Below are 22,708 nucleotides of genomic sequence, written 5' to 3'. Positions count from 1 at the left end.
GTGCGAGTAGCGCAGTCCTGGCTGACCGAAACGATCCGCCGCACCGTCCCGGACTGGGAGGTCACGCCGGAAGAACTCGACGCCGGATTCGTCCGGGTCGGGCTCGAGGTCGAAGAGGTCGACCGGCTCGAACGCGTGGGCGGTGAGATCGAGCGCCCGCTGGTGGTGGGACGGGTGGCCGAGATCACCGAACTCACCGAGTTCAAAAAACCCATCCGCTTCTGCAAGGTCGATATCGGGGCGGAAGCACTGCAGGAGATCGTCTGCGGGGCGACCAATTTCGCGGTCGGCGATCTGGTGGTCGTGGTGCTGCCCGGCGGTGTGCTGCCGGGCGGCTTCGCCATCTCCTCACGTAAGACCTATGGCCATATCTCCAACGGCATGATCTGTTCGGTCGCCGAACTCGGGATCGGCAAGGACCATTCCGGCATCCTCGTGCTGGAACCCGGCACCGCCGAACCCGGTACCGACGCCAACGAACTGCTCGGCCTCGGCGATACCGTCATCGAACTGAACATCACCCCCGACCGCGGATACTGCTTCTCGGTGCGCGGACTGGCCCGCGAACTCGCCTGCGGATTCGACCTCGAATACGCCGACCCCGCCGTCCGCACCCTGCCCGAGGGCCCCGAGGCGTGGCCGGTGCGGGTGGAAGCGGAATCGCGCTGCACGCGCTTCGGGGTGCGCCGGGTGACCGGTATCGACCCGAAGGCGGTGAGCCCGTGGTGGCTGCAGCGGCGGCTGCTGCTGTCGGGGGTCCGGCCGATCTCGCCCGCGGTCGATGTGACCAACTACGTCATGCTCGAACTGGGCCAACCGCTGCACGCGTTCGACGCCGCGAAACTCAGCGGCGGGCTGGTGGTGCGGCGGGCGCGCACCGGTGAAACTCTGCGCACGCTGGACGACACCGAACGCGAACTCGACGCCGAAGACGTGGTGATCGCCGACAACACCGGCGTGGTCTCACTGGCCGGGGTGATGGGCGGCGCGTCCACCGAGGTGGGCACCGAGACCACCGATGTGGTCCTCGAGGCCGCGACCTGGGATTCGCTGCTCATCTATCGCACCGCGCGCCGGCACAAGCTGGTGTCGGAGGCGAGTAAACGTTACGAGCGGGTGGTGGACCCGGAAGTCAACCTGGCCGCGCTGGACCGCGCCGCGACCCTGCTCGCCGAAATCGCCGGCGGCACGGTGGAGCCCACGCTCACCGATATCCGCATCGAACTCGACCCGGTCGCACCGATCCGGATGGATATCGATCTGCCCGATCGGGTGGCCGGTGTGCACTACGCCCCGGGCACCTCCGCGCGCCGGCTCACCCAGATCGGCTGCCAGGTGGAGGTCGATGTCGACGAGACCAGCGGCCACGGTCAGCTGGTGGTGACCCCGCCGACCTGGCGCCCCGATCTCGCGCAGCCCGCCGATCTGGTGGAAGAAGTACTGCGGCTCGAGGGGCTCGAGCAGATCCCGCTGGTCCTGCCGCAGGCGCCGGCCGGGCGCGGCCTGACCGCGGTACAGCGCCGACGCCGCGCGGTGAGCCGGGCGCTGGCCTTCGCCGGCTGTGTCGAGGTGCCGCCGCCGGTGTTCCTGCCCGCGGGAGTGTTCGACACCTGGGGCCTGGAAGCCGACGATCCGCGCCGTACGACCACCCGGGTGCTCAACCCGCTGGATGTCGAACGCGCCGAACTCGCCACCACCCTGTTGCCGGGGCTGCTGGAGGTCGCGGCCCGCAATATCTCGCGCGGCGCCCGCGATCTCGCGCTGTACGGGATCGCCCAGGTGGTGCTGCCCGGGCCGGCGACCAAGCCGGTGGCGCCGCTTCCGGTGGACCGGCGCCCCAGCGATACCGAGATCGGCGAACTCCTGGATTCGCTGCCCGCGCAACCGCAGCATGTGGCCCTGGTGCTGACCGGCCGCCGCGAACCGCGTGGCCCGTGGGGTCCGGGCCGGGCCGCCGAGGCCGCCGACGCCTTCGCGCTCGCGGATGTGATCGCCGAAGCCGCCGGTATCCGGATCGAACGGCGGCCCGGGAAATACCTGCCCTGGCATCCGGGCCGGTGTGCGGAACTGGTGGTCGGCGATACGGTCGTCGGCTATGCGGGCGAACTGCATCCCGGCGTGCTGGAACGGTCCGGTCTGCCGCCGCGCACCTGCGCGCTGGAACTCGACTTGGACGCGCTCCCGCTGAGCGAATCCCGGCCGGCCCCGGCCATCTCCCCGTTCCCGGCGGTGCTACAGGACGTTTCGGTGAGTGTGCCGGCCGAGGTTCCGGCGGCGGCGGTGGAAACCGCGCTGCGGTCCGGGGGCGGTGACCTGCTCGAGGAGCTGGCGCTGTTCGACGTGTACGAGGGGGCGCAGGCGGGCGAGGGCCGGAAATCCTTTACCTACGCGCTGCGTTTCCGCGCCGCCGACCGCACCCTCACCGAGGACGAAGCCAGTGCCGCGCGCGACGCCGCGGTGGCGGCCGCCGCGGCCGCGGTGGGCGCGGTGATCCGCTCCTGAGCGCACCCGCCGTCACCGCCCGGCCGTGCGCGGCATACCCGCGAGCTACCGTCGCGGGCAACAGAGTTCCGGTCCGTCCGAACGGGCGGGCCGGAAGTCGTAGGCTGGTCGCATGAGTGAACCGAACGCAGGCGATCCGGGCGCGCTCGCCGCGCGGTTGGCGGCCCTGCCCGACGAACAGCTTCTGGCCGTGCTGGTCGTCGCCACGGCGGGCCGGGAAAAACTGGGTCCCCTGTACGAAGTCGCGACCAGGCTGCTGTCGGAGACCGGTCAGGCCGGGCCGGGGTCCACCGGCGCTGTGCCGTCGGGTCTGCAACCTGCCGGTGGAGTGGGGTCGGCACCGTCCGGCGGCCTCGGTGCCGGAACCGGCGGCCCGGCTTCCGGCTACACCGGCGGCGGTATGCCGACCTTCGAGTCCATGCGGGAGAAGGTCGAGCGCCGGATCGGGACCGCGTTCGGGGCCCGGGAACTCGACCGGCAGACCCCGGCCGGCCGCGGCCTCGAAGAACAATGGGAAGCGCGCGAACAAGCGGCGCGGGAACGCCTGGAACAGATCCGGACCTCGCTGCACGACGGAGACAACCGCTAGGTCGTGACCCCGGCCGCGGTCCGATCGATCGAGCCTTCCGCGGTGTGTTCGCCGGCGCGCGCAGTATGCCGCGGCCGCCGATCGTGGTGTGGGGGGCCTTGCCCGCGCGGGTGTGATTCTGCCCACGGAACAGTCGAAGCGCTATCGCGCCATCGCGGTATCCCGGTATACCCGCAGGTCACGCGGGTGGTGCCGCCGGTGGTCCCGGAAACCGGGGTGGCTGTGCCCGCGCGGTGCCGATCCGTCTCAGACAAGTATGTCGCCGGTGCCTCGGTCCGGTATAGGGTCGTCACGCCCGATCGCCCGCGCGGCCGTCACCGATCGATGATCCCGGCCGAAGCGGGCGGTATCCGTGGAGAAAAGGACATCGTGCGGCGATACCTCCGCCATCACACCGGTCTCCACCGACCGCATGCACTCGTTCCGAAGGAGAACCGGTGAAAGAAACTGCCGACGCGACCGCCCGCGTTCTCGCCGGCCGCCTTCTCGACGCACAGGTGCGGTGGCTGCTCGACGAGGTGAGCGGAGACCGGTTCGCCGAAGTCGTCGCCCGGGATGTGGCGGCCGTTCTCGAGGTGGCGGGCACCGTGCGCGCCGGCGATGTGGTGGAGGTGGAACAGCTCGAAACCACCGTGGCCACCGTGGTCGACAAGGTCGGCGGCAGTGCCGTGCTCGCCGAGATGACCGGGGTGTTCGCCGACGCGATCTACGACAGTATCGCCGCCAACGAGGACCACACACTGGGTGAGCTGATCGAACGCGAACCCGTCGAGGCGCTGCTGCAGAAGATCGTCGATATGCACCAGACCCAGGAGCGGGTGCTGGAACGGCTCACCGACAGTCCGCTGGTGGCCACGGTCGCCTCCAAGTTCGTGGACAAATTGGTCGGCGATTTCGTGGAGGCCAATCGGCAGCGCGCGGAGAAGATCCCCGGGATGGGGACTTTGATGTCGATCGGGCAATCCGCCGCGGACCGGGCGCGTAAGGTCGCCGAGAGCAACTCCATCCTCGGCGATATCGCGGGGAAGGGCGCCATGTACGCGCTCAAACGCACCAACAACGCCATCCGTGAGATGTTGCGCGACGCCCCCGTACACGACGCCACGATGGAATTCTGGGATCTGCATGCCGACGAACCGATCAGCGGCCTGCGCGAATACCTGACCAAACAGGACCTCAACGAACTCGTCCGGCTCTGCTACCGCATCGCGGTCACCACCCGGGAGAAGGAGTACTTCGGCCTGCTGGTCGACGAATGTGTCCAGGTTTTCCACGAGAAGTACCGGGACCACACCCTGACCGAGGTACTCGACGAACTGGGCCTGACCGGCGAGGACATCGTCGCCGAGATCCTGCGCTACGGCCCCGCCGTGGTCGCGGCCGCCGAACGCGACGGTGTGCTGGAGCGGCTGATCCGGGAACGCCTGGAACCGTTCTACTACTCCGACGAAATCCTGAAGATCCTCACACCGGCGGGCTGAGGGCCGCTCGCGCGTCCGCTGTGGTCGTTGCGGCTCGCCGCGGTGTGGTGCTGCGCGGCTCGCCGCGGTGTGGTGCTCACCGCCGCGCTATAACGGCCCGTTCCACGGCGCCGAAGGCGATATCGCTGAGCTTGCCGAGCGCGGCGAGCAGCACGATGGCCAGCAGCATGATGTCGGTGCGGCCGGTGTTCTGGCTGTCGATGAGCAGGAAACCGAGCCCTTTCGACGACGCGATGAGTTCGGCCGCGACCAGGAACAGCCAGCCGTTGACCAGTCCCAGCCGTAAACCGTTGAGGACGGACGGGGCGGCGGCGGGCAGCATGATCCGGGTCAGCAGGGCGGTGCCGCGCAGGCCGTAGGCGCGGCCCACCTCGAGCAGATGCGGATCCACCTGGGCCAGCGCCGATGCGGTGGTGGTGTAGACCGGGAAGAACGCCCCGATCGCGACCAGCACGATCTTCGGCTGCTCCCCGATACCCAGCCACAACAGCAACAGTGGCACCCAGGCCAGCGACGGTACTGTGCGCAGCACCTCCACCGTCGGCGCGAGCAGGCGCCGGGCGAGATCGGACAGGCCGATCACCGCACCGAGCGCCAGCGCCGCCGCGGCGCCGACGAGATATCCGATCACTTCCCGCTGCACGCTGATGGCCAGGTGGTTCCACAGCGCGCCGTCCGCCAACAGGTCCGCGGCCGCCGAGACGACCTCCGCGGGTGGCGGCAGCTGGGACGGGGAGTACAGGCCCGCGGCCGTCACCGCCTGCCACAACCCGACCAGCGCGAGCGGGACGATCAGGCCGAGACCGATCCGCCGCCACGCCCGCTCGCGGGGCCCGCCGTCGTGCCGCCTTCGGCCGGGCCGGGAACTTCCCGAACGCGATCTGCGCCGGGCCGGGCCAGGTTCGAACGGCCCGGATCCGGCACACCCCGGGCGGACGTGGTGAGGTGCAAATCCGAGGCGATATCGTGCTGGGCCGAGGCGATTCCGGGTCGAGCCGAGGCGGCGTCGGGCTGGGCCGGAGCCGTGTCATGCTCAGCGGGAGCCTTATCAGGGTGATCCTGAGCGGTGTCATGCTCAGCCGGCGCGGTGTCGGTCTGGGCCGAGGCGGTGTCGTCGTGCCGTGCGGGGGCGGTGTCGTCGGGCTGTGCTGGGGCTGTGCCGGGGTGGTGCCGGGCTGACCCGGGGCAATCTCGGGCCGGGTGGTGCTCACACGGTCGCCTTGGTGGCGAACTGGGGATCGAACAGCGATTCCAGCGCCGCGGTGGCGTCCTGCTGCGACCGCACACTGCCGTCGGCGACGATGATCGGGATCACCCGGGCGAGTACCGCGTGCAGCTCCGGGCCCGGCACCGGATCGTTGTCGAGCACCGTGCGTTCCACTTGTTCGGCGGCGATCTGCGGGGTGATTCCCGCCTCCCGGGCCAGTAGCGCGGCCAGTTCCGCCGGATGCGCGAGCGCCCAGACCCGCGCCTGCTCATAGGCATCGACCACGGCCTGTGCCCGGTCGGGGTGTTCGGTCAGGAAATCTTCCCGGGCGTTCAGCGTGCCGTAGGTGTTGAAATCGGGATTGCGGTAGACCAGGCGCGATTTCCCCTCTTGCCGGCTCTGGGCCATATGCGGATCGAGCCCCGCCCAAGCCGCCACCGACCCGCGTTCCAGGGCCGTTTTGCCGTCGGCATGCTGGATATTGACGATATCGACGTCTTTGCCGGTGAGTCCCGCGGTGCCGAGCGCCTGCAGCAGGAAGAAGTAGGGATCGGTGCCTTTGGTGGCGGCGATCTTCTGCCCCCGCAACTGCGCTACCGACCGGACCGCCGAATCCTGGGGAACGACCAGCGCCGCCCATTCCGGTTTGCTGTAGAGCGACACCACTTTGATCGGGGTGTTGTTGGCGCGCGCCAGCAGCGCCGCCGAGCCGGCGGTGGACCCGATATCGATGGCCTCGGCGCGCAGATTCTCGTTCGCCTTGTTGCTACCGGCGGACAGGATCCAGGTGACGCTGTGGCCCGCGTTCTCCAGCAGCTTCTGATCGCGGACCACCAGGCTGAGCGGGTTGTAGTAGGCGTAGTCGAGCCGGATATCCGATCCGTCCGCCTCGCCGCCGCCCTCGCCCTGCACACAACCCGAGGTCAGGGCGGCGACAGCGGCGACCACCGCCACCAGCGCGGTCCCGAACCTCCGGGACGCCGGCCCACCGGGCCGGAGACGTAACGGACGCACTCTCATCGGGCTGGCTCCTTTACGGGACGGTCGGCGGTGGCGGTGACCGCCGCGCCGGGCTCGGGTACGCCGAGCTGGTCGAGCAGGGTGGCGCGTAGCGCGCCGAGCGCTGAGGCGGTGCGGTCCCGGGGCCGGGACCCCGGCACTTCGAACACTGCCCCGATCGCGGAGCCGCCCCCGCTTCCGGTCTCGAGGAGAACGATGCGGTCGGCGAGCACCAGCGCTTCGTCGATATCGTGGGTGACCAGCACGACCGTGGTGGCCATCTCGCGATGGACCTCGATCAGCAGGTTCTGCATCTTCAGCCGGTTCAGGGCGTCCAGCGCCGCGAAGGGTTCGTCCAGCAACAGCACCCCGGGGCGGCGGACGAGTGCCCGGGCCAGCGCCGCGCGCTGCGCCATCCCGCCCGAGACCCGGCGCGGCCGGTAGTCCGCATAGCCGGTGAGCCCCACGAGATCCAGCAGCTCGCGCACCGCCCGCGCCCCGGCGGAGCGGCCCGTACCGGCGGGCAGGCCCAGCGATACATTGCCGGCGAGATCGCGCCACGGCAGCAGCCGCGGTTCCTGGAACACCACCGCGCACCGCGGATCCACGCCGGTCACCGGCCGGTCGTCGATGGCAACCGTCCCGGCCGAGGGCAGGTCGAGGCCGGCGAGCAGCCGCAGCAGCGTCGACTTCCCGGAGCCGGAGGCGCCGAGCAGAGCCACGATCTCCCCGGGCGCGATATCGAGATCGATACCGCGCAGTACGGTGGCCGCGGCGAAACTGCGGCGAACCCCGCGCACGGTGAGTGCGGCGGGGTGCAGGGTCGTGGTCACCCGGGGAAAATATGTGCGGTTTCCGCCGGGGGACAGGGTTTTACCACACGTGATCCGAACCGGCGACGCGCGAGCCGCCGGATGCTTCGGCTCTTATGCCGAGGGTGCGGACACCCGCTCGGACTTTCCGGAATCGCCGTCCCCGGACCTGTGGTGCTCCGCGGCCGCCCGCTCGGCCAGCAGATCGCGGATCTCGATCAGCAGGTCGATATCGGTCGGTACCGGTTTCTCGGTCTCGGCGCCCTTGCGTGCCAGGTACCGTTTCTGCACCGTTTTCATCGGCAGGATGAGCGCGAAGTACAGCACCGCCGCGACCATCACGAAATTGATCGCGGCGCTGATGATCGGCCCCAGCGCGATGAAGGTCGCCGGTTTACCGGCGATCAGGGTGACCCCGAAACCGAGCTGGCTGCTGCCGCCCAGCACGGCCAGCAGGGGTTCCAGCACACCCTTGGTCACCGAGCTGACGATCGCGGTGAACGCGGTACCCATCACCACGGCGACGGCGAGATCGACCACGTTGCCGCGCATCAGAAAGTCTTTGAAACCCTTGAGCATCCACCCAACTCCGTATCGAACGCTGCTGTACCTCACCAGGCCGGTGGCCGGTTGCGAGGCCCGGCACCGTACGGCAGGTGATAGTGGCAGCCGAGCACACGCTGCGCAAACCGGGCGGGCCGGTGCGTATGCGATATGCCGTGGTTCATCGGGACCGGACGGCCGTCCGGGTCCCGCGGTGTCACCGGGCCGGCGTCTGCCGGCCTGCTGCGGCACCGGTCCGGATGGGAAGCCCCGGGGATCGGTCCCGGTGGGTCGCGCGGGGCTTCCGGAAAACCGTTAGTGTCGTCATGGTTGCGCGCATCGTCGCATTCGACCAGGAGGATTTCCGTGGCATCGACGACACTGGTGGGCCGTGCGGTCCGAGGTATCAATACCGGGATGGTCGCCCTCATGCGGGTGCCGGTTCTCGGCCCGCTGCTGGGCAAGGGTTTCGTGGAGATCGAGTACGTGGGCCGGCGTTCGGGCCGCGTCTTCCGTACTCCGGTCAACTATCTGAAGAAGGGTGACGAATACGTCATCGGCGTCGCCATGCCGGATAAGAAAACCTGGTGGCGCAACTTTCTCGGTGAGGGCAGCCCGATCCTGCTGCACCTGCGCGACGGACAGGTGCGCGGGCACGCGACGGCACGTCGCGACGAGAAGGGCCGGGTCACCGTGCACGTCCGGCCGGAAGCTCGCACCTGACCGCCCGACCGGCCGGCCGCCCGACCGGCTGATGGGCCGACCGGCGGGCGGCACAGGCGAAAACGATATGCGCGAGGCGCGGCGCATGCGGTAGCGTGCCCGGCATGTCGAGCCCGGAGGCATCCAGAGCGGGGCTGTCGGTCACCCCCGTCAGCCCCTGAACCCGCTTTCTCCCGCGGTGCCGCCCCGACGGCACCGCTCACCGCTACGCTCCGGGTCGCTGACCGGGGTGGCGAGACGTTCTGTCCTGTCTCTCGCACCTCGGAGTGTTGTCGATGCCCTCTGCTCTCTACCTCTTGGCCCTGGCGGTTTTCGCCATGGGCACCTCGGAATTCATGCTGGCCGGACTGGTTCCGGATATCGCCGCCGACCTCGGCGTCGATATCGCCGCTACCGGTCTGCTCACCTCCGCCTTCGCGGTCGGAATGGTCGTCGGCGCGCCGCTGATGGCCGCGCTCGCGCGCAACCGTCCCGTACGGGCGAGCCTGCTGGGATTCCTCGCCCTGTTCCTGGCGGCACATATCGCCGGGGCCGTCACCGGCAGCTTCGCGGTGCTGGTCGCGACCCGGGTGGTGGCCGCGCTCGCGAACGCCGGATTCCTCGCCGTCGCCCTGACCGCCGCGACCTCCCTCGTGCCGGCCGGGCAGCGCGGCCGGGCGCTGGCGGTGCTGCTCTCCGGTACCACGATCGCCACCATCGCCGGCGTGCCGGGCGGTGCGCTGCTCGGGACGGCTTTCGGCTGGCGCGTCACCTTCTGGGCGGTCGCGCTGATCTGCCTGCCCGCCGCGGTCGGTGTGCTCACCGGGATCCCGGCGCGGCGGCGCGATGCGGGCGCCGCGGCTCCGGATCTCGCCGCCGAACTCGCCCTGCTGGTACGGCCGCGGCTCCTCGCCGTCATGCTGCTCGGTGCGCTCGTGAACGCCGCCACCTTCGGCGCCTTCACCTTTCTCGCGCCGCTGGTGACCGGCAGGGCCGGGCTGGGTGAGTGGTGGGTGCCGGTGGCGTTGGTGCTCTTCGGCGCCGGATCCTTCGTCGGAGTGACGATTGCCGGGCGGCTGTCCGATACCCGCCCCGGCGGTCTCGTCGCGGTCACCGGGCCGCTGCTGTGTGCGGGCTGGTTCGCCACGGCGGCGGCCGCGGACCGGCCGACGATCCTGCTGATCCTCGTATTCGTCCAGGGCGGCCTGTCCTTCGCGCTGGGCAGTACCTTGATCACTCGGGTGCTGTACGAGTCGGCGGCCGCACCGACCATGGGCGGATCCTATGCGACGGCGGCGCTCAATATCGGCGCCGCGGTGGGGCCCGTCATCGCGGGTGTGGCCTTCGGCAGCGGACTCGGGTCGCTCGGTCCGGCGGTGAGCAGTGGTGCGCTGGTGGCCGTCGTGCTGCTGTCGGCCGCCGGGTGCCGTCGGGTGCTGGCCGGTGGTCCGCGCCCGCCGGTACCCGTGGTCGCGTAGCCGAGGTCCCGGCCGGGCGCCGGAAAGCACTGTCCGGCGGCCGGTTCGGGGCCTTTCCCGACGCGCTCCGGTTGCCACCGGGTGAACCGGCGGTGGTGTAAACGCGACGTAACGGTGTCCAGAGTTTCGTGACACTCGACTCGAACCGGTGTTTCCGCAGGTCCGGTCGGTTAAGCTCGGACGACCATCCGGAGTGGCCGTGGTGGTGTGGCGCAGCGGCCAGGGGTGATGGAGGTACGGCGCGTGAGAACACTTTCGGCTATCGATCGGCGTGCGCGGGAACGGCCTATCTACCATGTGCGACCCGATCATCCGCTGGCGGCGGCGCTGCTCGCGGAACTCGCGATCGAATTCAGCATCAGGTACGGCGGCACGGCCGGTGCGATACACCGCCGGATGCGCGACCGGCCGGCCGCGGACTTCACGGCTCCGCACGGCGATCTGGTGGTGCTGATGGAACACGGCGAACCGGTGGCCGGCGGTGGGTTCCGCCGCTTCGACGCCACCACCGCCGAGCCGAAAAGGCTCTGGACGGCACGCGAACAGCGCCGGCGCGGGCTCGCCACCCAGGTACTCGCCGAATTGGAAGCGGGTATGGCCCGGCTGGGCTACCGGCGTGCGTTCGCCACGGTCGGCGACCGGCAGCCCGAAGCGCGCGGGCTCTACACGGCCGCGGGCTACGCCGAGGTGAGTGAGATCGGTGGGCGATTCCGATTCGAGAAAATCCTCGAGAATGTGGTGGGGCGGCCGCCCGAGTTCGTCCCTGCCACCGTCGACATCGTCCCGCAGTCACGTCCCGCGTAGCGGCACCCCGTGCCGGCGTGGCCCTCCGGTCACCGCCGGTCCGGTAGGGGTAGTCGTGCCGAGGTTCGGCGCAGTCGGCCGGCCCGTGCGGGCCAGGGGCGGGTCGGAGACTCGCCTGCCGCGTGCAGCCCGAGGCCCGGATCCGGATCGGCCGCAGTAGGGTGGTCCGCGGCCGGCGCGTCGGCGGGCCGGAAAGGGTCTCGGGTGCCGGCTTCGATACTTTTCGCAGTCCTCGCCGCCGCGGAGTCGGCGCTGGTCGCGTGGTGTGTGCTCCGGTACCGCAGTACCGGTGACCGGGTCTTCGTCGTACCCGCCGTCGTCTGCGCCGCCCTGGTCTATGACAACGCCGTCCTGGCGGCCGGTCGCTGGATCGGTGTGGGTGCCACCTTGGAGACGTTGTCGGCGTTGCGGTTCGTGGCGCATATCGTGCTCACACCCCTGCTGATGCCGTGGGCGCGGGTTGTGGCCGGCCGGGCGGGCGTGTCCTGGGCGCGCCGGCCGGGCGTCCGGGCCGTGGTCTACGGCGTGACCCTCGGCGTGATCGCGCTGGGTGTGTCCGGCGAACTCGCCCGGCTGACCCTGGTGCCTGCCGAATGGGCCGGGACGGTCCGCTATACGACCGAGCATTCGTCCCCGGCAGGCCTGCTGCCACCCGTGATCACCGTCGTGGTGGTGCTGGTGACCGCCGTCGCGGTGTGGCGGCACCGTGGCTACCGGCTGTGGACGGTGACGACTGTGACGATGACGGTGGTCTCGGCCGCGATGCCGCCGATGTTGCTGACCAACACCGCCGAACTCGTTTTCGTCTGGGGAACCGTCGCGACCGCGGTCTGGCTGACCGGGCCGGGGCGCGCGCCGGTGCACCCGTCGCCGGAGCGGACGGCCGGCGAGCGATGAATTCCGGACGGCGGTGGCGTCGGAGGTGATGACGGTGGCGCGGTTCGGCGGCACACGTGATTCCGGAAGGTACGGAGGAGAGAGATGAGCACAGGAAAAGATCTCGCGTTGTCGCATGTCGCCCTGCTGGTGGGCGATCAGCAGGAGGCGCTGGAGTTCTACCGCGATGTGGTCGGTCTCGAGGTGCGGGCCGATATCCCGCTGGGCCCGGTGCGCTGGGTGACCGTGGGACCGGCCGGGCAACCGGGTATCGAGTTCCTGCTGGAGTCGCCGTCGATGGTGCCCGACCCGGAACAGCAGGCGGAAGCGCGGCGGCGGCTCACGGCCGGCGCGCACGGAACGCTCATCTTCACCACCGATTCGGTGGATACCACCTTCGCGCGCCTGCGGGACGCCGGTGTCACGGTGACCCAGGAACCGGTCGATCAACCCTACGGTGTGCGCGACTGCGGTTTCGCCGACCCGTGGGGGAATTTCCTGCGGTTCTCCCAGCCTCTCGGCTGAACCGGGGTCCGTTCGGCCGCGGGTTGGGCCGCGCCGTGTGCGTCGTCACAGCCGTGGACGGCCCGGCCGACCATACTGTCTGACCATGGGTGATGCGCAGACCGGCAGTGGAAACGACGCGACCCGGCCGCTCCGGGAGGATATCCGCTTCCTCGGTGGCGTACTCGGTGACACGATTCGCGATCACGAGGGGGCGGAGGTTTTCGACCTCGTCGAGAAGGTGCGGGTCGAAGCGTTCCGGGTGCGCCGGGAGGAGGTGCAGCGCAGCGCCGTCGCCGACATGCTGTCCGGGGTGGATATCGCGGTGGCCCTGCCGCTGATCCGGGCGTTCAGCTATTTCGTACTGCTGGCGAATCTGGCCGAGGATATCCAGCGCGACCGCCGCCGCGCCGTACACGAAGCCGCGGGGGAGGCGCCGCAGGATTCCTCGCTGGCCGCCACCTACCGGAAACTGGACGCGGCCGGTATCGAGGGCGAGCGGGTGGCGGAACTGCTGGCCGATGCCCTGGTGTCACCGGTGATCACCGCCCACCCCACCGAAACCCGCCGGCGCACGGTCTTCGACACCCAGGCCCGGATCACCGAGCTGATGCGGCAGCGGCTGCGCGCGCCGGCCGCCGAACAGCCGAAGCTCGACCGGGAGATCCGGCGCCAGGTCCTCACGCTGTGGCGGACGGCGCTGATCCGGTTGTCCCGGTTGCGGATCCAGGACGAAATCGCGGTCGGGCTGCGGTATTACGAACTGACGCTGCTCGACGTGATTCCGGCGCTCAACGCCGATGTGCGCGCGGCGCTGTGGTCCCGCTGGCCCGATAAGCGGCTGTTGCCGAAACCGATCCTGCGCACCGGCTCGTGGATCGGCGGCGACCGGGACGGCAACCCGTACGTCACCGCCGAGGTGGTGCGGACCGCCGCCGCCCAGGCCGCCGGGGTCGCCTTCGGGCGCTACCTGCGCGATTTGGCGCAACTGGAGAAAACCCTCGCGCTGTCGGCGCGCCTGGTCCCGGTGACTCCCGCGCTGCAGGCGCTGTCCGAGGCGGGCTACCCGGATCCCGACACCCATGCCGACGAACCGTACCGCCGGGCGCTCTACGGGATCCGGGCCCGGCTCACGGTGACCGCGCGCAACGCGCTGTATGCGGTGGGGGCGAGCGCTACCGACGCTGCGGCGACCCTGCCGGACTCCGTGGCCGCGCTCGACAGCCCGCTGCGCGACTTCACCGGCCGGGGTGCCGTGGTATCCGGTGTCCGCCCCTATGCGTCCCCGCGGGAGCTGCTGGACGATCTGGACGCCGTCGACGCCTCGTTGCGCGCCGGTGGTGACGGTTTGCTCGCCGACGACCGGCTCGCGGTGCTGCGGCACACCGTGGAGGCCTTCGGATTCCATCTCCAGGGCCTGGATATGCGGCAGAACTCGGAAACCCATGAACAGGTGGTGGCCGAACTGCTCGCCTGGGCCGGGGTGCACCCCGACTACGCGAGCCTGCCCGAGGCCGAGCGGGTCGATCTGCTCACTCGCGAGCTGCGCACCCGCCGCCCGCTGCTGGGCCCGCATGCCCGGCTGAGCGAACTCGCGGAGAAGGAACTCGGCATCATCCGTGCCGCCACCCAGGTCGTGGCCGCGCTGGGCCCGGAGGCGATACCGAATTACATCATCTCCATGTGCACGTCGGTGAGCGATCTGCTCGAGGCGGCGCTGCTGCTCAAGGAGGGTGGCCTGCTCGATCCCGGCGAGCCCGGCGGCGCCCCGTCCTGCCCGGCCGGGATCGTGCCGCTGTTCGAGACCATCGAGGATCTCGCCGCCGGTGCGGCCACACTCGGCGCGGCTCTGCGAGTACCGGAGTTCCGGGATCTGGTGGCCGCCCGCGGGATGCGGCAGGAGGTGATGCTGGGCTACTCCGATTCCAACAAGGACGGTGGCTACCTGGCCGCCAACTGGGCGCTCTACCGCGCTGAACTCGACCTGGTGGAACTGGCCCGCGAACAGGGGATCCGGTTGCGGCTCTTCCACGGTCGCGGCGGCACCGTGGGCCGCGGCGGCGGGCGCAGCTACGACGCCATCCTGGCCCAGCCCGCCGGCGCGGTCCGCGGCTCGTTACGCCTCACCGAACAGGGCGAGGTCATCGCCGCGAAATACGCCGAGCCCGGTTCGGCGTACCGGAACCTGGAATCGCTCATCGCGGGCACCCTCGAATCGACACTGCTCGATGTCGAGGGCCTGGGGCCCGACGCCGAGGCCGCGTACGCGCTCATGGACGAGCTGGCGGCCCGGGCCCGTGCCGCCTATGCGCGGCTGGTGCACGACACCCCCGGCTTCGTCGAGTACTTCCGGCAGTCGACCCCGGTCGCCGAGGTGGGCGATCTCAATATCGGCAGCCGTCCGGCCTCCCGGAAACCCACGAAATCCGTGGCCGATCTCCGTGCCATCCCGTGGGTGATGTCCTGGAGTCAGGCCCGGGTGATGCTGCCCGGGTGGTACGGCACCGGCACCGCGCTCGAGGAATGGGTGGACGGCGATCCCGCCCGGCTCGCGCGCCTGTCCGACCTGTACCGGCGTTGGCCGTTCTTCCGCACCGTCCTGTCGAACCTGGCGCAGGTCATGGCGAAGAGCGATCTCGCGATCGCGGCGCGCTACGCCGAACTCGTCGACGATATCGAGTTGCGCGAACGGATCTTCGGGATGATCGAACGCGAGCACGCCCGCACCGTGGCCATGCACGCCGCCGTCACCGGCAACGATCATCTCCTGGCCGACAACCCGTCGCTGGCCGAATCCATCCACAACCGGTTCCCGTACCTGGAACCGCTGAACCAGATGCAGGTCGAACTGCTGCGCCGGTTGCGCGCCGGGGACGATTCCGAACTGGTCAAACGCGGTATTTTGCTCACCATGAACGGCCTCGCGACCGCGCTGCGCAACTCCGGGTGACCCTATCGGTGCGCCACTTCCGGGCCACGCGGGCGATCACATGCGGCAATCCGGCGTCGCCTCGTCGTGGGCCGGACCCTTCGTGCGCTAGTCCCTCACCACAACAGTTCGCGCCGCGATATCTGCGAAGGTGCGTCGCTGCTCGTCGAAGAGCGGCCAGAAATACCCCAGATAGCACGGTAGTGCGTCGGCGATATGCGCGAGCTGCCGCAGCAACGCCCGGCCGGCCCCGACCGGCCGACCCGTCCCCGGGTCGATCAGAATTTGCCCGGTGATCCGTTTCCCGAGTGTGCGACCGGTAATGCCCTGAGCGATGATCGTATTCGCCACGACAACGATCGCAGTGGACAACAGCATCGCTGCGGTGAGCCACCGGGTGATATTTCGGCGGTCTTCGATCGCTTCGGCGTAGCCCAGGCCGTTCCCCAGATCTTCTGGTTGCGGCCCGATCCACTCCGGCGAAGTGCGGACAACGACCACCCATAGTCCGAACACCACCCCGACGAGCAACGCGTCGACCAAACCGGCCAGCAATCGCCGATGCCACGGGGCGAACCGAAACCCACCGTCGGACACAGTATTCGGATGTTGAATCGACAGACCCATTGTCGTGTACCTCCCTCGCCGGCCGAGATTAGCAGCCGGCTCGCCGGTCGGCTCGGCAATTCGGGGCCCGGATCGCGCTCCGGTGGGCTCGGGGTGATGCTGCCGGCCGCACCGCGGCGATGCCTATCGCCGTCACCGGCAACGATTACGCAACCGGGGAGATGCGGCCGCCGGATTTCCGGTGCGCGCGGCCCGTCGCGACCTGCGATGTCACCGTGGCGTCGTACCGTCGGCGTCATGACAACATGGAGCGAATTCACCACGGAAGCGCCGCATATCAGTGCGGTCTTCCGCCGCCGCCATCTCGCGACGGGAAACCTGTGCATGCTCGCGACGCTGCGCTCGGACGGCTATCCCCGGATCAGCCCGGTGGAACCGATGATCTTCGAGCAGAAACTGGTGATCGCCGGAATGCCGGGTACCACCAAATTCCGTGACCTCCTGCGCGATCCACGGTTCTGCCTGCACACCGCGACGGTCGACACCATGGTCTCCGACGGCGACGCGAAACTGTTCGGCGTCGTGATCGACGATCCGGATACCGCCCTGCACGCCCGGTTCGCCGAATTCCTGTACGAGGACAGCGGAATGGATCTGCGCGGTCAGCCCTTCGACCATTTCTTCGTCGCCGATCTGACCTCGGCCTCCTCGGTGGAGGTCGGTGACGACCTGCTGAAGATCACCATCTGGAAGCCGGGTGAAGGGGAGCGGGTCGTCGAGAAGCGATAGCTCGTCCGGCCTGCCACCTGCCACGTGGCGAGTATGCGGCCGGCCACCTTCGAACGCCGGTGTCGCGTCGGGCAGGGGCGTGTCGGCGACCGGCGCGCTGTTCCCCTGACCTCGGTGGCTACTTCGCGATGTGATCGGGCACGGCGAAATCGGAGAGTGTGGCGCTCGCGCCGCCGGACATCAGCCGCTTACTGAGCGAAGCCGGGAGGCGAGGGAGTACGCGCAGGGCCGTTTCGCTGAGGAGCAGATGCGCGCGTGAGCGCGGAATGCCCCGGCGCAGCACGCCGGGTGCCACGGCACGGCAACGGCGGACGTAGTCGCCGAGTTGCTCTTCGTACGCGCGGAAGGCCGCCTCGTGCGCACCGCCGGCGTCCGCGAGGGCGCGGGCCAGTACGTAGGCGCCGACCACGGCCAGTGTGGTGCCACCGCCGACCGCGGGCCCGGGACAGTACCCGGCGTCGCCGACCAGGGACACCCGGCCGCGGGACCACGAGTCCAGATGTATCTGGCTGATCGAGTCGAGATAGAAATCGTCCGCGCGATCCATCTCGTCCAGCAGGCGCGGGATCTCCCAGCCCTCGTTGCGGTACTCGGCCCGGAGTAGCCGGCGCTGGGTGTCGATATCGCGGTGGTCGTGGTCCACCTCGCCGGGGCGGCGGAACAGGAACACTGCGCGCGCCGCGCCGGTTTGCGCCACCGGGTACATCGCGGCCATCCGGCCCACCGCGTTGTACAGCACGGTATGCGTCGACAGATTCCGGTAGTTGGGTAGCGTGCCGACCGCGAGATAGGCACCGAGGTGGTGCGCGAGTTCGTCTTCCGGGCCGAAGACCAGTCGCCGGACAGTGGAGTGCAGGCCGTCGGCCCCGATGACGAGATCGAACCGGCCGGTGCGGCCGCTGTCGAAGGTGACCTCGACGCCGTCCGTGTCCTCGTGCAGCGTCGCGATCGAATCACCGAACCGGTACTCGACGTCCGCCGCGGTGGCGTCCTGCAGGATCGCCGCCAGTTCGCCGCGCATGATCTCGAGGTGCCGGCTGTCGGCGAAGGCCGCCGAGATATCGCGCAGATCGATATCGATCGGGGAGCGGCCCGGACGTTCGTATCGCAGCGCCGAGGTCTCGACGCTCGCCGCCCGCAGCCGGGACAGGAGCCCCATCCGGTCCATCACCGCACCGGCCGGAGCGAACAGGTCCACCGCGTGGCCGCCGAGTCCGAGCCGGGGACGGGGGGTGCGTTCCACCACCACCGGGGTGAAGCCGAAGCGGTTCAGCCAGTACGCGAGCACCGGGCCGGCGATGCTCGCGCCCGAGATCAAGATGTTCACGACGCCACCTAGTTTGTTTACCTATCGGTCGGTAAACGAGTTTACTTACCGGACGGTCAACGCGCTAGACTCGGGCGATGCCCCGACCGCGCTCCACCGAGACCCGCGAGCGGATCCAGGCCGCCGCGCTGGAGCTGTTCGCCACCCGCGGTATCCGGGAGACCAGCCTGCGCCAGATCGCGGAGCGCCTGGGAATCACGAAACCCGCGCTGTACTACCACTTCTCGTCCCGCGAGGAACTGCTGCGCAGCCTGGTACAGCCGCTGGTGGACGATGTCGAAGCCGTGATCGCCGCCGACGAGGCGCGAGCCGGTAGGGAACCGGTGGCCGCGCGCGAATTGCTCACCCGCTACTTCGATGTCTCGTATGAGCACCGCGCGGTGACCGCGCTGCTGCTCCGGGATATCGCGCCCCTGGGTGAGCTGGGTTTCCTGCGGAATGTGGTGGATTGGCGCCGCCGCCTCACCACGCTGCTGGTGGGTCCGGACGCCGGTGTCGCGGACCGCGCACGCGCCATCGTCGCCCTGGGCGGCCTCGGTGACTGCCTGGTCCTGCTGGCCGATGTCCCGGTCGGCGAACTACGGACGGCGGCGGTGGATGCCGCCTGCGCGGCGCTGGGAGACCGGGATGTCGCCGGACCGGCCCCCCGGCGCCCCGACTCGGTGGGCACCACGGACCGCTAGCATTCGGCGCCGGCCTCGCAACGGGTGTGGCTCTGGTGCTCGGGAAGCAGAAATCTGCCCTGCTCACCATGCCGCATCGGTGATGTCCGGCAACGTGATCGCCGGGCATGGTTGGTGCATCGACCGACGTTCGGGGTCGGAGATCGAGCGTGTTTCCAAAAAATGGGAACCCGCCGGCAGTACGCGAGGATGGACACCGTGCATGAGAATGACCCAGCCGAGGCGTACATGGCCGAGGACCGCAGGAATATGACCGAGCCGGCGCGCGTCTTTCTGGACAGCTGGCTGGCCGGCATGGGCAGTGCGCTGGCGCAGTGGCGCCGTTCCTACCTGCCTGCGGACTTTCCGTTCGACTTCACCCTCGACTCCCTGAACGCGCTGGAACCGATCGTGCTCGCACGCTTCCCGGACCAGGCGGCCATCGACGTCGAGGACAATGCGGAGTTCACCACCGGTACGGTGCGATACATCGGTGAAGTCCTGTTGCGTGTCGCACCGGCCCGCTGGGGGTATCAGGACCGTCCAGGTGACGACCTCAACCCCTACAACCGCACCCCGGTCATCCGCTCCAACACCCCGGCAGAATTCACGAACGGTGTGATCCCGGAATTCTATCTGCGGCAGCTGGTGCGCGACCGCGCTCGGGGCACCCTGCAGAAATCCGCCGGCCCGCTGCTGGCCGCCTGCCGGAACGCCGAGCGCGCAGCCCCACCCACCACGCGCGACGCAGTACCGGCCTGGTGCGAATTCTTCACACTCGACGAATACAACACATTCGCCGCGGAAGTGGACTCCGCCTTGGGTGCGTTCGGTGCCGACGGCCAGGACATCGACGGCGGCTCGGTCAGCTTGCCTGCGGGCGATCCGAACCCCCAGATAGAGGATTTCGACATCGAAGGACTGGCCGTCCGGTGCCGAGCGAGCGATATCGAAGACTGGTCGGCTCTCTGCTTTTCGCTGATCGACGATTACGTCACAGGACAGCCACAACGGGACTGGCTCAACAAAGTCACCTTCGCCCAAGTCGAGGATCTGCTGGAACCGTGGCTCGCCGATGAGCCCGAGTTGTTGTTCGAACCCGAACCCGACGATAGTGAGCAACCCTTCTCGACCCGGCTCGAAGACGGCAGATACCTCCACTTCCTCGCCACCGTCCCGGACCTGGAGGATCTTCCGGAGATCACGACCTTCGTGCCCAACTCCGCGGTGCGGGCATGGAACATCCCTGTTGAGAAGCTCGTGCAGTGGGGGACTCAACGCCTCTGAAAAGGCGAACCGGCACTTGTGCCGATCAGTGAGCGTATTGCCGGCGTCCGCCGGTGCGCGTTCTCCGATGGGAGGAGACCGAGCGCGGGTGCGTTCGTGTCCTTCAGCCCGATATACGCCTCTCGGGGGAGGTCACGCGTCCCCGCCGAAGCCCCAGTACAAATAGGTATCCTCGGTGCCGTTCGACTCCCGTACACCGGGGGTCTGGTCGTGAAAGGGGGTGCGGGTGTCGAGGCAGTGAGTGAGGGTGTCGAAGAATTCCGACAGCGTGCCGGCCCACAGGGAGCCCTCGAAATCGCCCGAGCCGATGCCCAATTCGATGACATGACCGTAGGTAGGTCCGGGACGGTGCTCGACGAACAAGATACCGGCGTCGATGGAGTGAGCGATCGGAACCCATCGGTCTGCGTGGCCGTAGAGAGTCTCCTCATCGAAACCCAGTGCTCGATTCTCGGCGCTGAAGGTGGTTCGCCATTGGTGACCGGCGAGGATACGGTCGATCGGGTCGAGCATGTACCCCATCGGTAGGAATTCGGCGCCTTCGACGGCGTTCCCATTGACCTGCACGGTGCCGTTGTGATGTTCGAGCAGTGCCCGGACGTCGGGGTGTAGGGCGAAACCGTGGACAGCTTCCAGGTGCGCGATCTGTTCGGCGGTAGCGCCGGGTTGCAGGGTCGCGGCAGAGGCGGGCGAGTACATGCGGAGGTGATGGAGAAACCGAGCCCATACCTGGTCGAATGTGTCCGGAGCGGGGTGAGACATGCGGTGACCGTAGCGACCGATACCGACACCCCGGAGGCCGGATTCGCACCGAGTGCCAGAACGCCGATTCGCAGGCGCGGTCGACTCGTTCTGGGCACCGCGATCCCGACGCGGTCGGCGCCCGCCGAACCACGAGCCCCTGCCCACCGTCGACGATTTCGCTGCGGCCATCGTCGCCGCAATGGACGCCCCCATCGCAAACGGGCACGCCTTCCTTGTCGGCGGGCACGATTACCTCGCCACCACGAGGCGCTGAACCCCCGACCCGTGTGGTGTCCACCGAAGCATGATTGATGGACAAGTACCCAGATCCGAGAATTCCAGCAGATGCGGAGAACCAAGGACCGGGACTAGCCTCAGTGGGCCGGCAGCGGGCATGGTTTGTGCGTCGCTTCAGATGATGAGTTCCAAGAGGATGGATGCGCGGCCCAGATCTGCCGGATGCGAACGACCCGGCCGGGATTGCTCGAGACGCCGCCGGTCGAGTTGTCCGCGCCGTGACCACCGGTATCTCGGATGCGGTCGGCAAAGAGCGCGAACTGATCAGCGAGACCCGGGCATCGGCCGGAATGTTCCTTCGTGCCGAACGTGACGCTGCGATACCGATCGATGCGTCCGCCCGAGCGTTGATCAGCAACGATCAGGTCTACGGCGGACGCAGGGAAGACGCCTACACCGCTTGGTTCGGGGAACTCCGCGATCGCGGGGTGGATACCGACCGGGCGCTGTCGGACCTGGGAAAACTGTGGGATTACCTGCGCTACGACCCGAAATGGGAAATCGATCCAGCACGGAACTACGGAGGGATCATCTTCTTCGGCAGCAAAGACATCGGCGGCGCCTCCGTGGTCGCGAACCTGGTCCGCGACCACGGGCTCGGCGATGTCCCTGTCGTCTTCTCCGGAAGCAACGGCGAAGCAGCCAAATTCCGGCTGGCTGCGGAAAAGATGGGACTGGATTCCCGACAGATCATCGAGGAACCCAAGGCCGCCAACACTGGGCAAAACGCTGTCTTCTCGACCCAGATGCTCGCCGACCACGGCCGCGATATCTCCTCGCTCATCGGGGTGTGCACCCCGTTCCACGCACGCCGGGTATGGGCCACGGTCATGCAACAGGGCATTGCCGACGTGAACGGCAAGCGTGTTTCGGTCGATCATGTCGCCATGGGCACCGCGGACGTCTCCCTGGAAAACTACATGAAGTACGGCAACCGGCCCGATGCCGATACAGCGCCGCATCCGAAATCGATCGTGGCGGTCACCATGGGAGAGATCAAACGCCTCGACGAGTACCCCGCCGAAGGCCACATTGTCCGACAGGACATCCCCGGCGAGGTTCGCGACGCCTACGACCGACTCAGTGAAACCTTCCGGCCCGCCGAACGTCGATACTGACAACCGCCTTGCGGCCGAGCGAACTGCTTCCTCCCTTGCCGCTCCCGGTCACTGGCGCGGTAAGAATTCGCTGGTAGTCGCGTCCGAACCGGCGTCGGGCTCGGTGTGCACGAGCGACGCACTTCTGCGAACGATATCGACTACTGTCCCGGCGGTAGTGCGGATTCGGGGACCGGTACTCATGTGCGATGCTCGCTTCCCATCGGACCTGGACGTTTCACCGACTGCTGTGTTCACGCACCGAGCGTGTGGGATCGGCAGACCCGCAAACGCTAGAGCGGGCGGTGGCATCCTGGCGAGCCGTTTTGCCCGGCCGCGCGCCTGCGCCTCTATGACGCATCACATTCGGCGCCGCCGTGACGACAGTAAGGTGGGGGATGACCGATTCGATCCACGGGACGGAAGGCTTGTTCGAAGGGACGGCATGGCATTATGCCCGCTATCGTCCTGGCTATCCGGACGTGTTCTTCCACGATCTGATCCGCCGATTC

The 22,708-nt window shown here is 68.7% G+C and carries 20 protein-coding genes; 13 read left to right on the top strand and 7 right to left on the bottom strand.

From position 1 onward, the window contains the following. The 3 genes from pheT to QH276_RS08685 all read left to right on the top strand — a co-directional run bounded on the left by pheT (window position 1) and on the right by QH276_RS08685 (window position 4,572). On the top strand, window positions 1-2,502 hold the full coding sequence (gene pheT / locus QH276_RS08695; protein ID WP_280397519.1) for a phenylalanine--tRNA ligase subunit beta: 2,502 nt from the start codon (window positions 1-3) through the stop codon (window positions 2,500-2,502). 112 nt (window positions 2,503-2,614) lie between these two features. After that, window positions 2,615-3,091 (top strand): hypothetical protein, encoded by a 477-nt coding sequence (locus QH276_RS08690; protein WP_280397518.1) that lies wholly within the window; start codon window positions 2,615-2,617, stop codon window positions 3,089-3,091. Window positions 3,092-3,528: 437 nt separating this feature from the next. Then, window positions 3,529-4,572, top strand: a complete 1,044-nt coding sequence (locus QH276_RS08685; RefSeq protein ID WP_280397517.1) for a hypothetical protein — start codon at window positions 3,529-3,531, stop codon at window positions 4,570-4,572. Window positions 4,573-4,648: 76 nt separating this feature from the next. On the opposite strand, the gene QH276_RS08680 is transcribed toward QH276_RS08685, so the two are convergent. From QH276_RS08680 to mscL, 4 genes are all read right to left on the bottom strand, one after another. Further along, the gene (locus QH276_RS08680) at window positions 4,649-5,329 is read right to left on the bottom strand and encodes an ABC transporter permease (RefSeq protein WP_280397516.1); all 681 of its coding nucleotides are present in this window, start codon (window positions 5,327-5,329) and stop codon (window positions 4,649-4,651) included. A 450-nt stretch (window positions 5,330-5,779) separates the two neighbouring features. After that, entirely contained in the window at window positions 5,780-6,799 is a 1,020-nt protein-coding gene (locus tag QH276_RS08675) for an aliphatic sulfonate ABC transporter substrate-binding protein (RefSeq protein ID WP_280397515.1), read from the bottom strand. Then, complete coding sequence (locus QH276_RS08670; RefSeq protein WP_280397514.1) at window positions 6,796-7,611, bottom strand: ABC transporter ATP-binding protein; 816 nt, start codon at window positions 7,609-7,611, stop codon at window positions 6,796-6,798. Before QH276_RS08670 ends, QH276_RS08675 begins: the two co-directional genes overlap by 4 nt. A gap of 93 nt (window positions 7,612-7,704) precedes the next feature. Further along, window positions 7,705-8,169, bottom strand: coding sequence for a large conductance mechanosensitive channel protein MscL (mscL, locus tag QH276_RS08665; RefSeq protein ID WP_280397513.1), 465 nt, complete (start codon window positions 8,167-8,169; stop codon window positions 7,705-7,707). Between the two features lie 381 nt (window positions 8,170-8,550). Between mscL and QH276_RS08660 the strand changes: the two genes are divergently transcribed. From QH276_RS08660 to ppc, 6 genes are all read left to right on the top strand, one after another. Continuing rightward, on the top strand, window positions 8,551-8,856 hold the full coding sequence (locus QH276_RS08660; protein ID WP_280397526.1) for a nitroreductase/quinone reductase family protein: 306 nt from the start codon (window positions 8,551-8,553) through the stop codon (window positions 8,854-8,856). Between the two features lie 275 nt (window positions 8,857-9,131). After that, window positions 9,132-10,313: a Cmx/CmrA family chloramphenicol efflux MFS transporter gene (locus tag QH276_RS08655; RefSeq protein ID WP_280397512.1), complete on the top strand. Its 1,182-nt coding sequence runs from the start codon at window positions 9,132-9,134 to the stop codon at window positions 10,311-10,313. A gap of 243 nt (window positions 10,314-10,556) precedes the next feature. Then, window positions 10,557-11,117, top strand: coding sequence for a GNAT family N-acetyltransferase (locus tag QH276_RS08650; RefSeq protein ID WP_280397511.1), 561 nt, complete (start codon window positions 10,557-10,559; stop codon window positions 11,115-11,117). A gap of 204 nt (window positions 11,118-11,321) precedes the next feature. Continuing rightward, window positions 11,322-12,014, top strand: coding sequence for a hypothetical protein (locus tag QH276_RS08645; RefSeq protein WP_280397510.1), 693 nt, complete (start codon window positions 11,322-11,324; stop codon window positions 12,012-12,014). Between the two features lie 84 nt (window positions 12,015-12,098). After that, complete coding sequence (locus QH276_RS08640; protein WP_280397509.1) at window positions 12,099-12,518, top strand: VOC family protein; 420 nt, start codon at window positions 12,099-12,101, stop codon at window positions 12,516-12,518. Window positions 12,519-12,603: 85 nt separating this feature from the next. Continuing rightward, on the top strand, window positions 12,604-15,447 hold the full coding sequence (gene ppc / locus QH276_RS08635) for a phosphoenolpyruvate carboxylase (protein WP_280397508.1): 2,844 nt from the start codon (window positions 12,604-12,606) through the stop codon (window positions 15,445-15,447). A gap of 87 nt (window positions 15,448-15,534) precedes the next feature. On the opposite strand, the gene QH276_RS08630 is transcribed toward ppc, so the two are convergent. Then, window positions 15,535-16,053, bottom strand: coding sequence for an RDD family protein (locus tag QH276_RS08630; protein ID WP_280397507.1), 519 nt, complete (start codon window positions 16,051-16,053; stop codon window positions 15,535-15,537). Between the two features lie 237 nt (window positions 16,054-16,290). Between QH276_RS08630 and QH276_RS08625 the strand changes: the two genes are divergently transcribed. Continuing rightward, the gene (locus QH276_RS08625; RefSeq protein WP_280397506.1) at window positions 16,291-16,782 is read left to right on the top strand and encodes a pyridoxamine 5'-phosphate oxidase family protein; all 492 of its coding nucleotides are present in this window, start codon (window positions 16,291-16,293) and stop codon (window positions 16,780-16,782) included. Window positions 16,783-16,900: 118 nt separating this feature from the next. On the opposite strand, the gene QH276_RS08620 is transcribed toward QH276_RS08625, so the two are convergent. Next, window positions 16,901-18,109 (bottom strand): FAD-dependent monooxygenase, encoded by a 1,209-nt coding sequence (locus QH276_RS08620; protein WP_280397505.1) that lies wholly within the window; start codon window positions 18,107-18,109, stop codon window positions 16,901-16,903. 77 nt (window positions 18,110-18,186) lie between these two features. Between QH276_RS08620 and QH276_RS08615 the strand changes: the two genes are divergently transcribed. Then, a complete protein-coding gene (locus tag QH276_RS08615; protein ID WP_280397504.1) occupies window positions 18,187-18,792 on the top strand; it encodes a TetR/AcrR family transcriptional regulator in 606 nt (201 codons plus the stop codon). A 198-nt stretch (window positions 18,793-18,990) separates the two neighbouring features. After that, window positions 18,991-20,058, top strand: coding sequence for a hypothetical protein (locus QH276_RS08610; RefSeq protein WP_280397503.1), 1,068 nt, complete (start codon window positions 18,991-18,993; stop codon window positions 20,056-20,058). 132 nt (window positions 20,059-20,190) lie between these two features. Here QH276_RS08610 and QH276_RS08605 read toward each other — a convergent pair whose 3' ends face one another. After that, window positions 20,191-20,820, bottom strand: coding sequence for an SMI1/KNR4 family protein (locus QH276_RS08605; protein WP_280397502.1), 630 nt, complete (start codon window positions 20,818-20,820; stop codon window positions 20,191-20,193). Window positions 20,821-21,239: 419 nt separating this feature from the next. On the opposite strand from QH276_RS08605, the gene QH276_RS08600 reads away from it, so the two are divergent. Beyond that, window positions 21,240-22,217 (top strand): YdcF family protein, encoded by a 978-nt coding sequence (locus QH276_RS08600; RefSeq protein ID WP_280397501.1) that lies wholly within the window; start codon window positions 21,240-21,242, stop codon window positions 22,215-22,217. Window positions 22,218-22,708 lie beyond the last annotated feature (491 nt).

The organism is Nocardia carnea, from assembly GCF_029869215.1.
Classification (GTDB): domain Bacteria; phylum Actinomycetota; class Actinomycetes; order Mycobacteriales; family Mycobacteriaceae; genus Nocardia; species Nocardia carnea_B.
The sequence above is the reverse complement of the archived record's forward strand: the minus strand, read 5'-3'. Positions and strand labels throughout refer to the sequence as shown.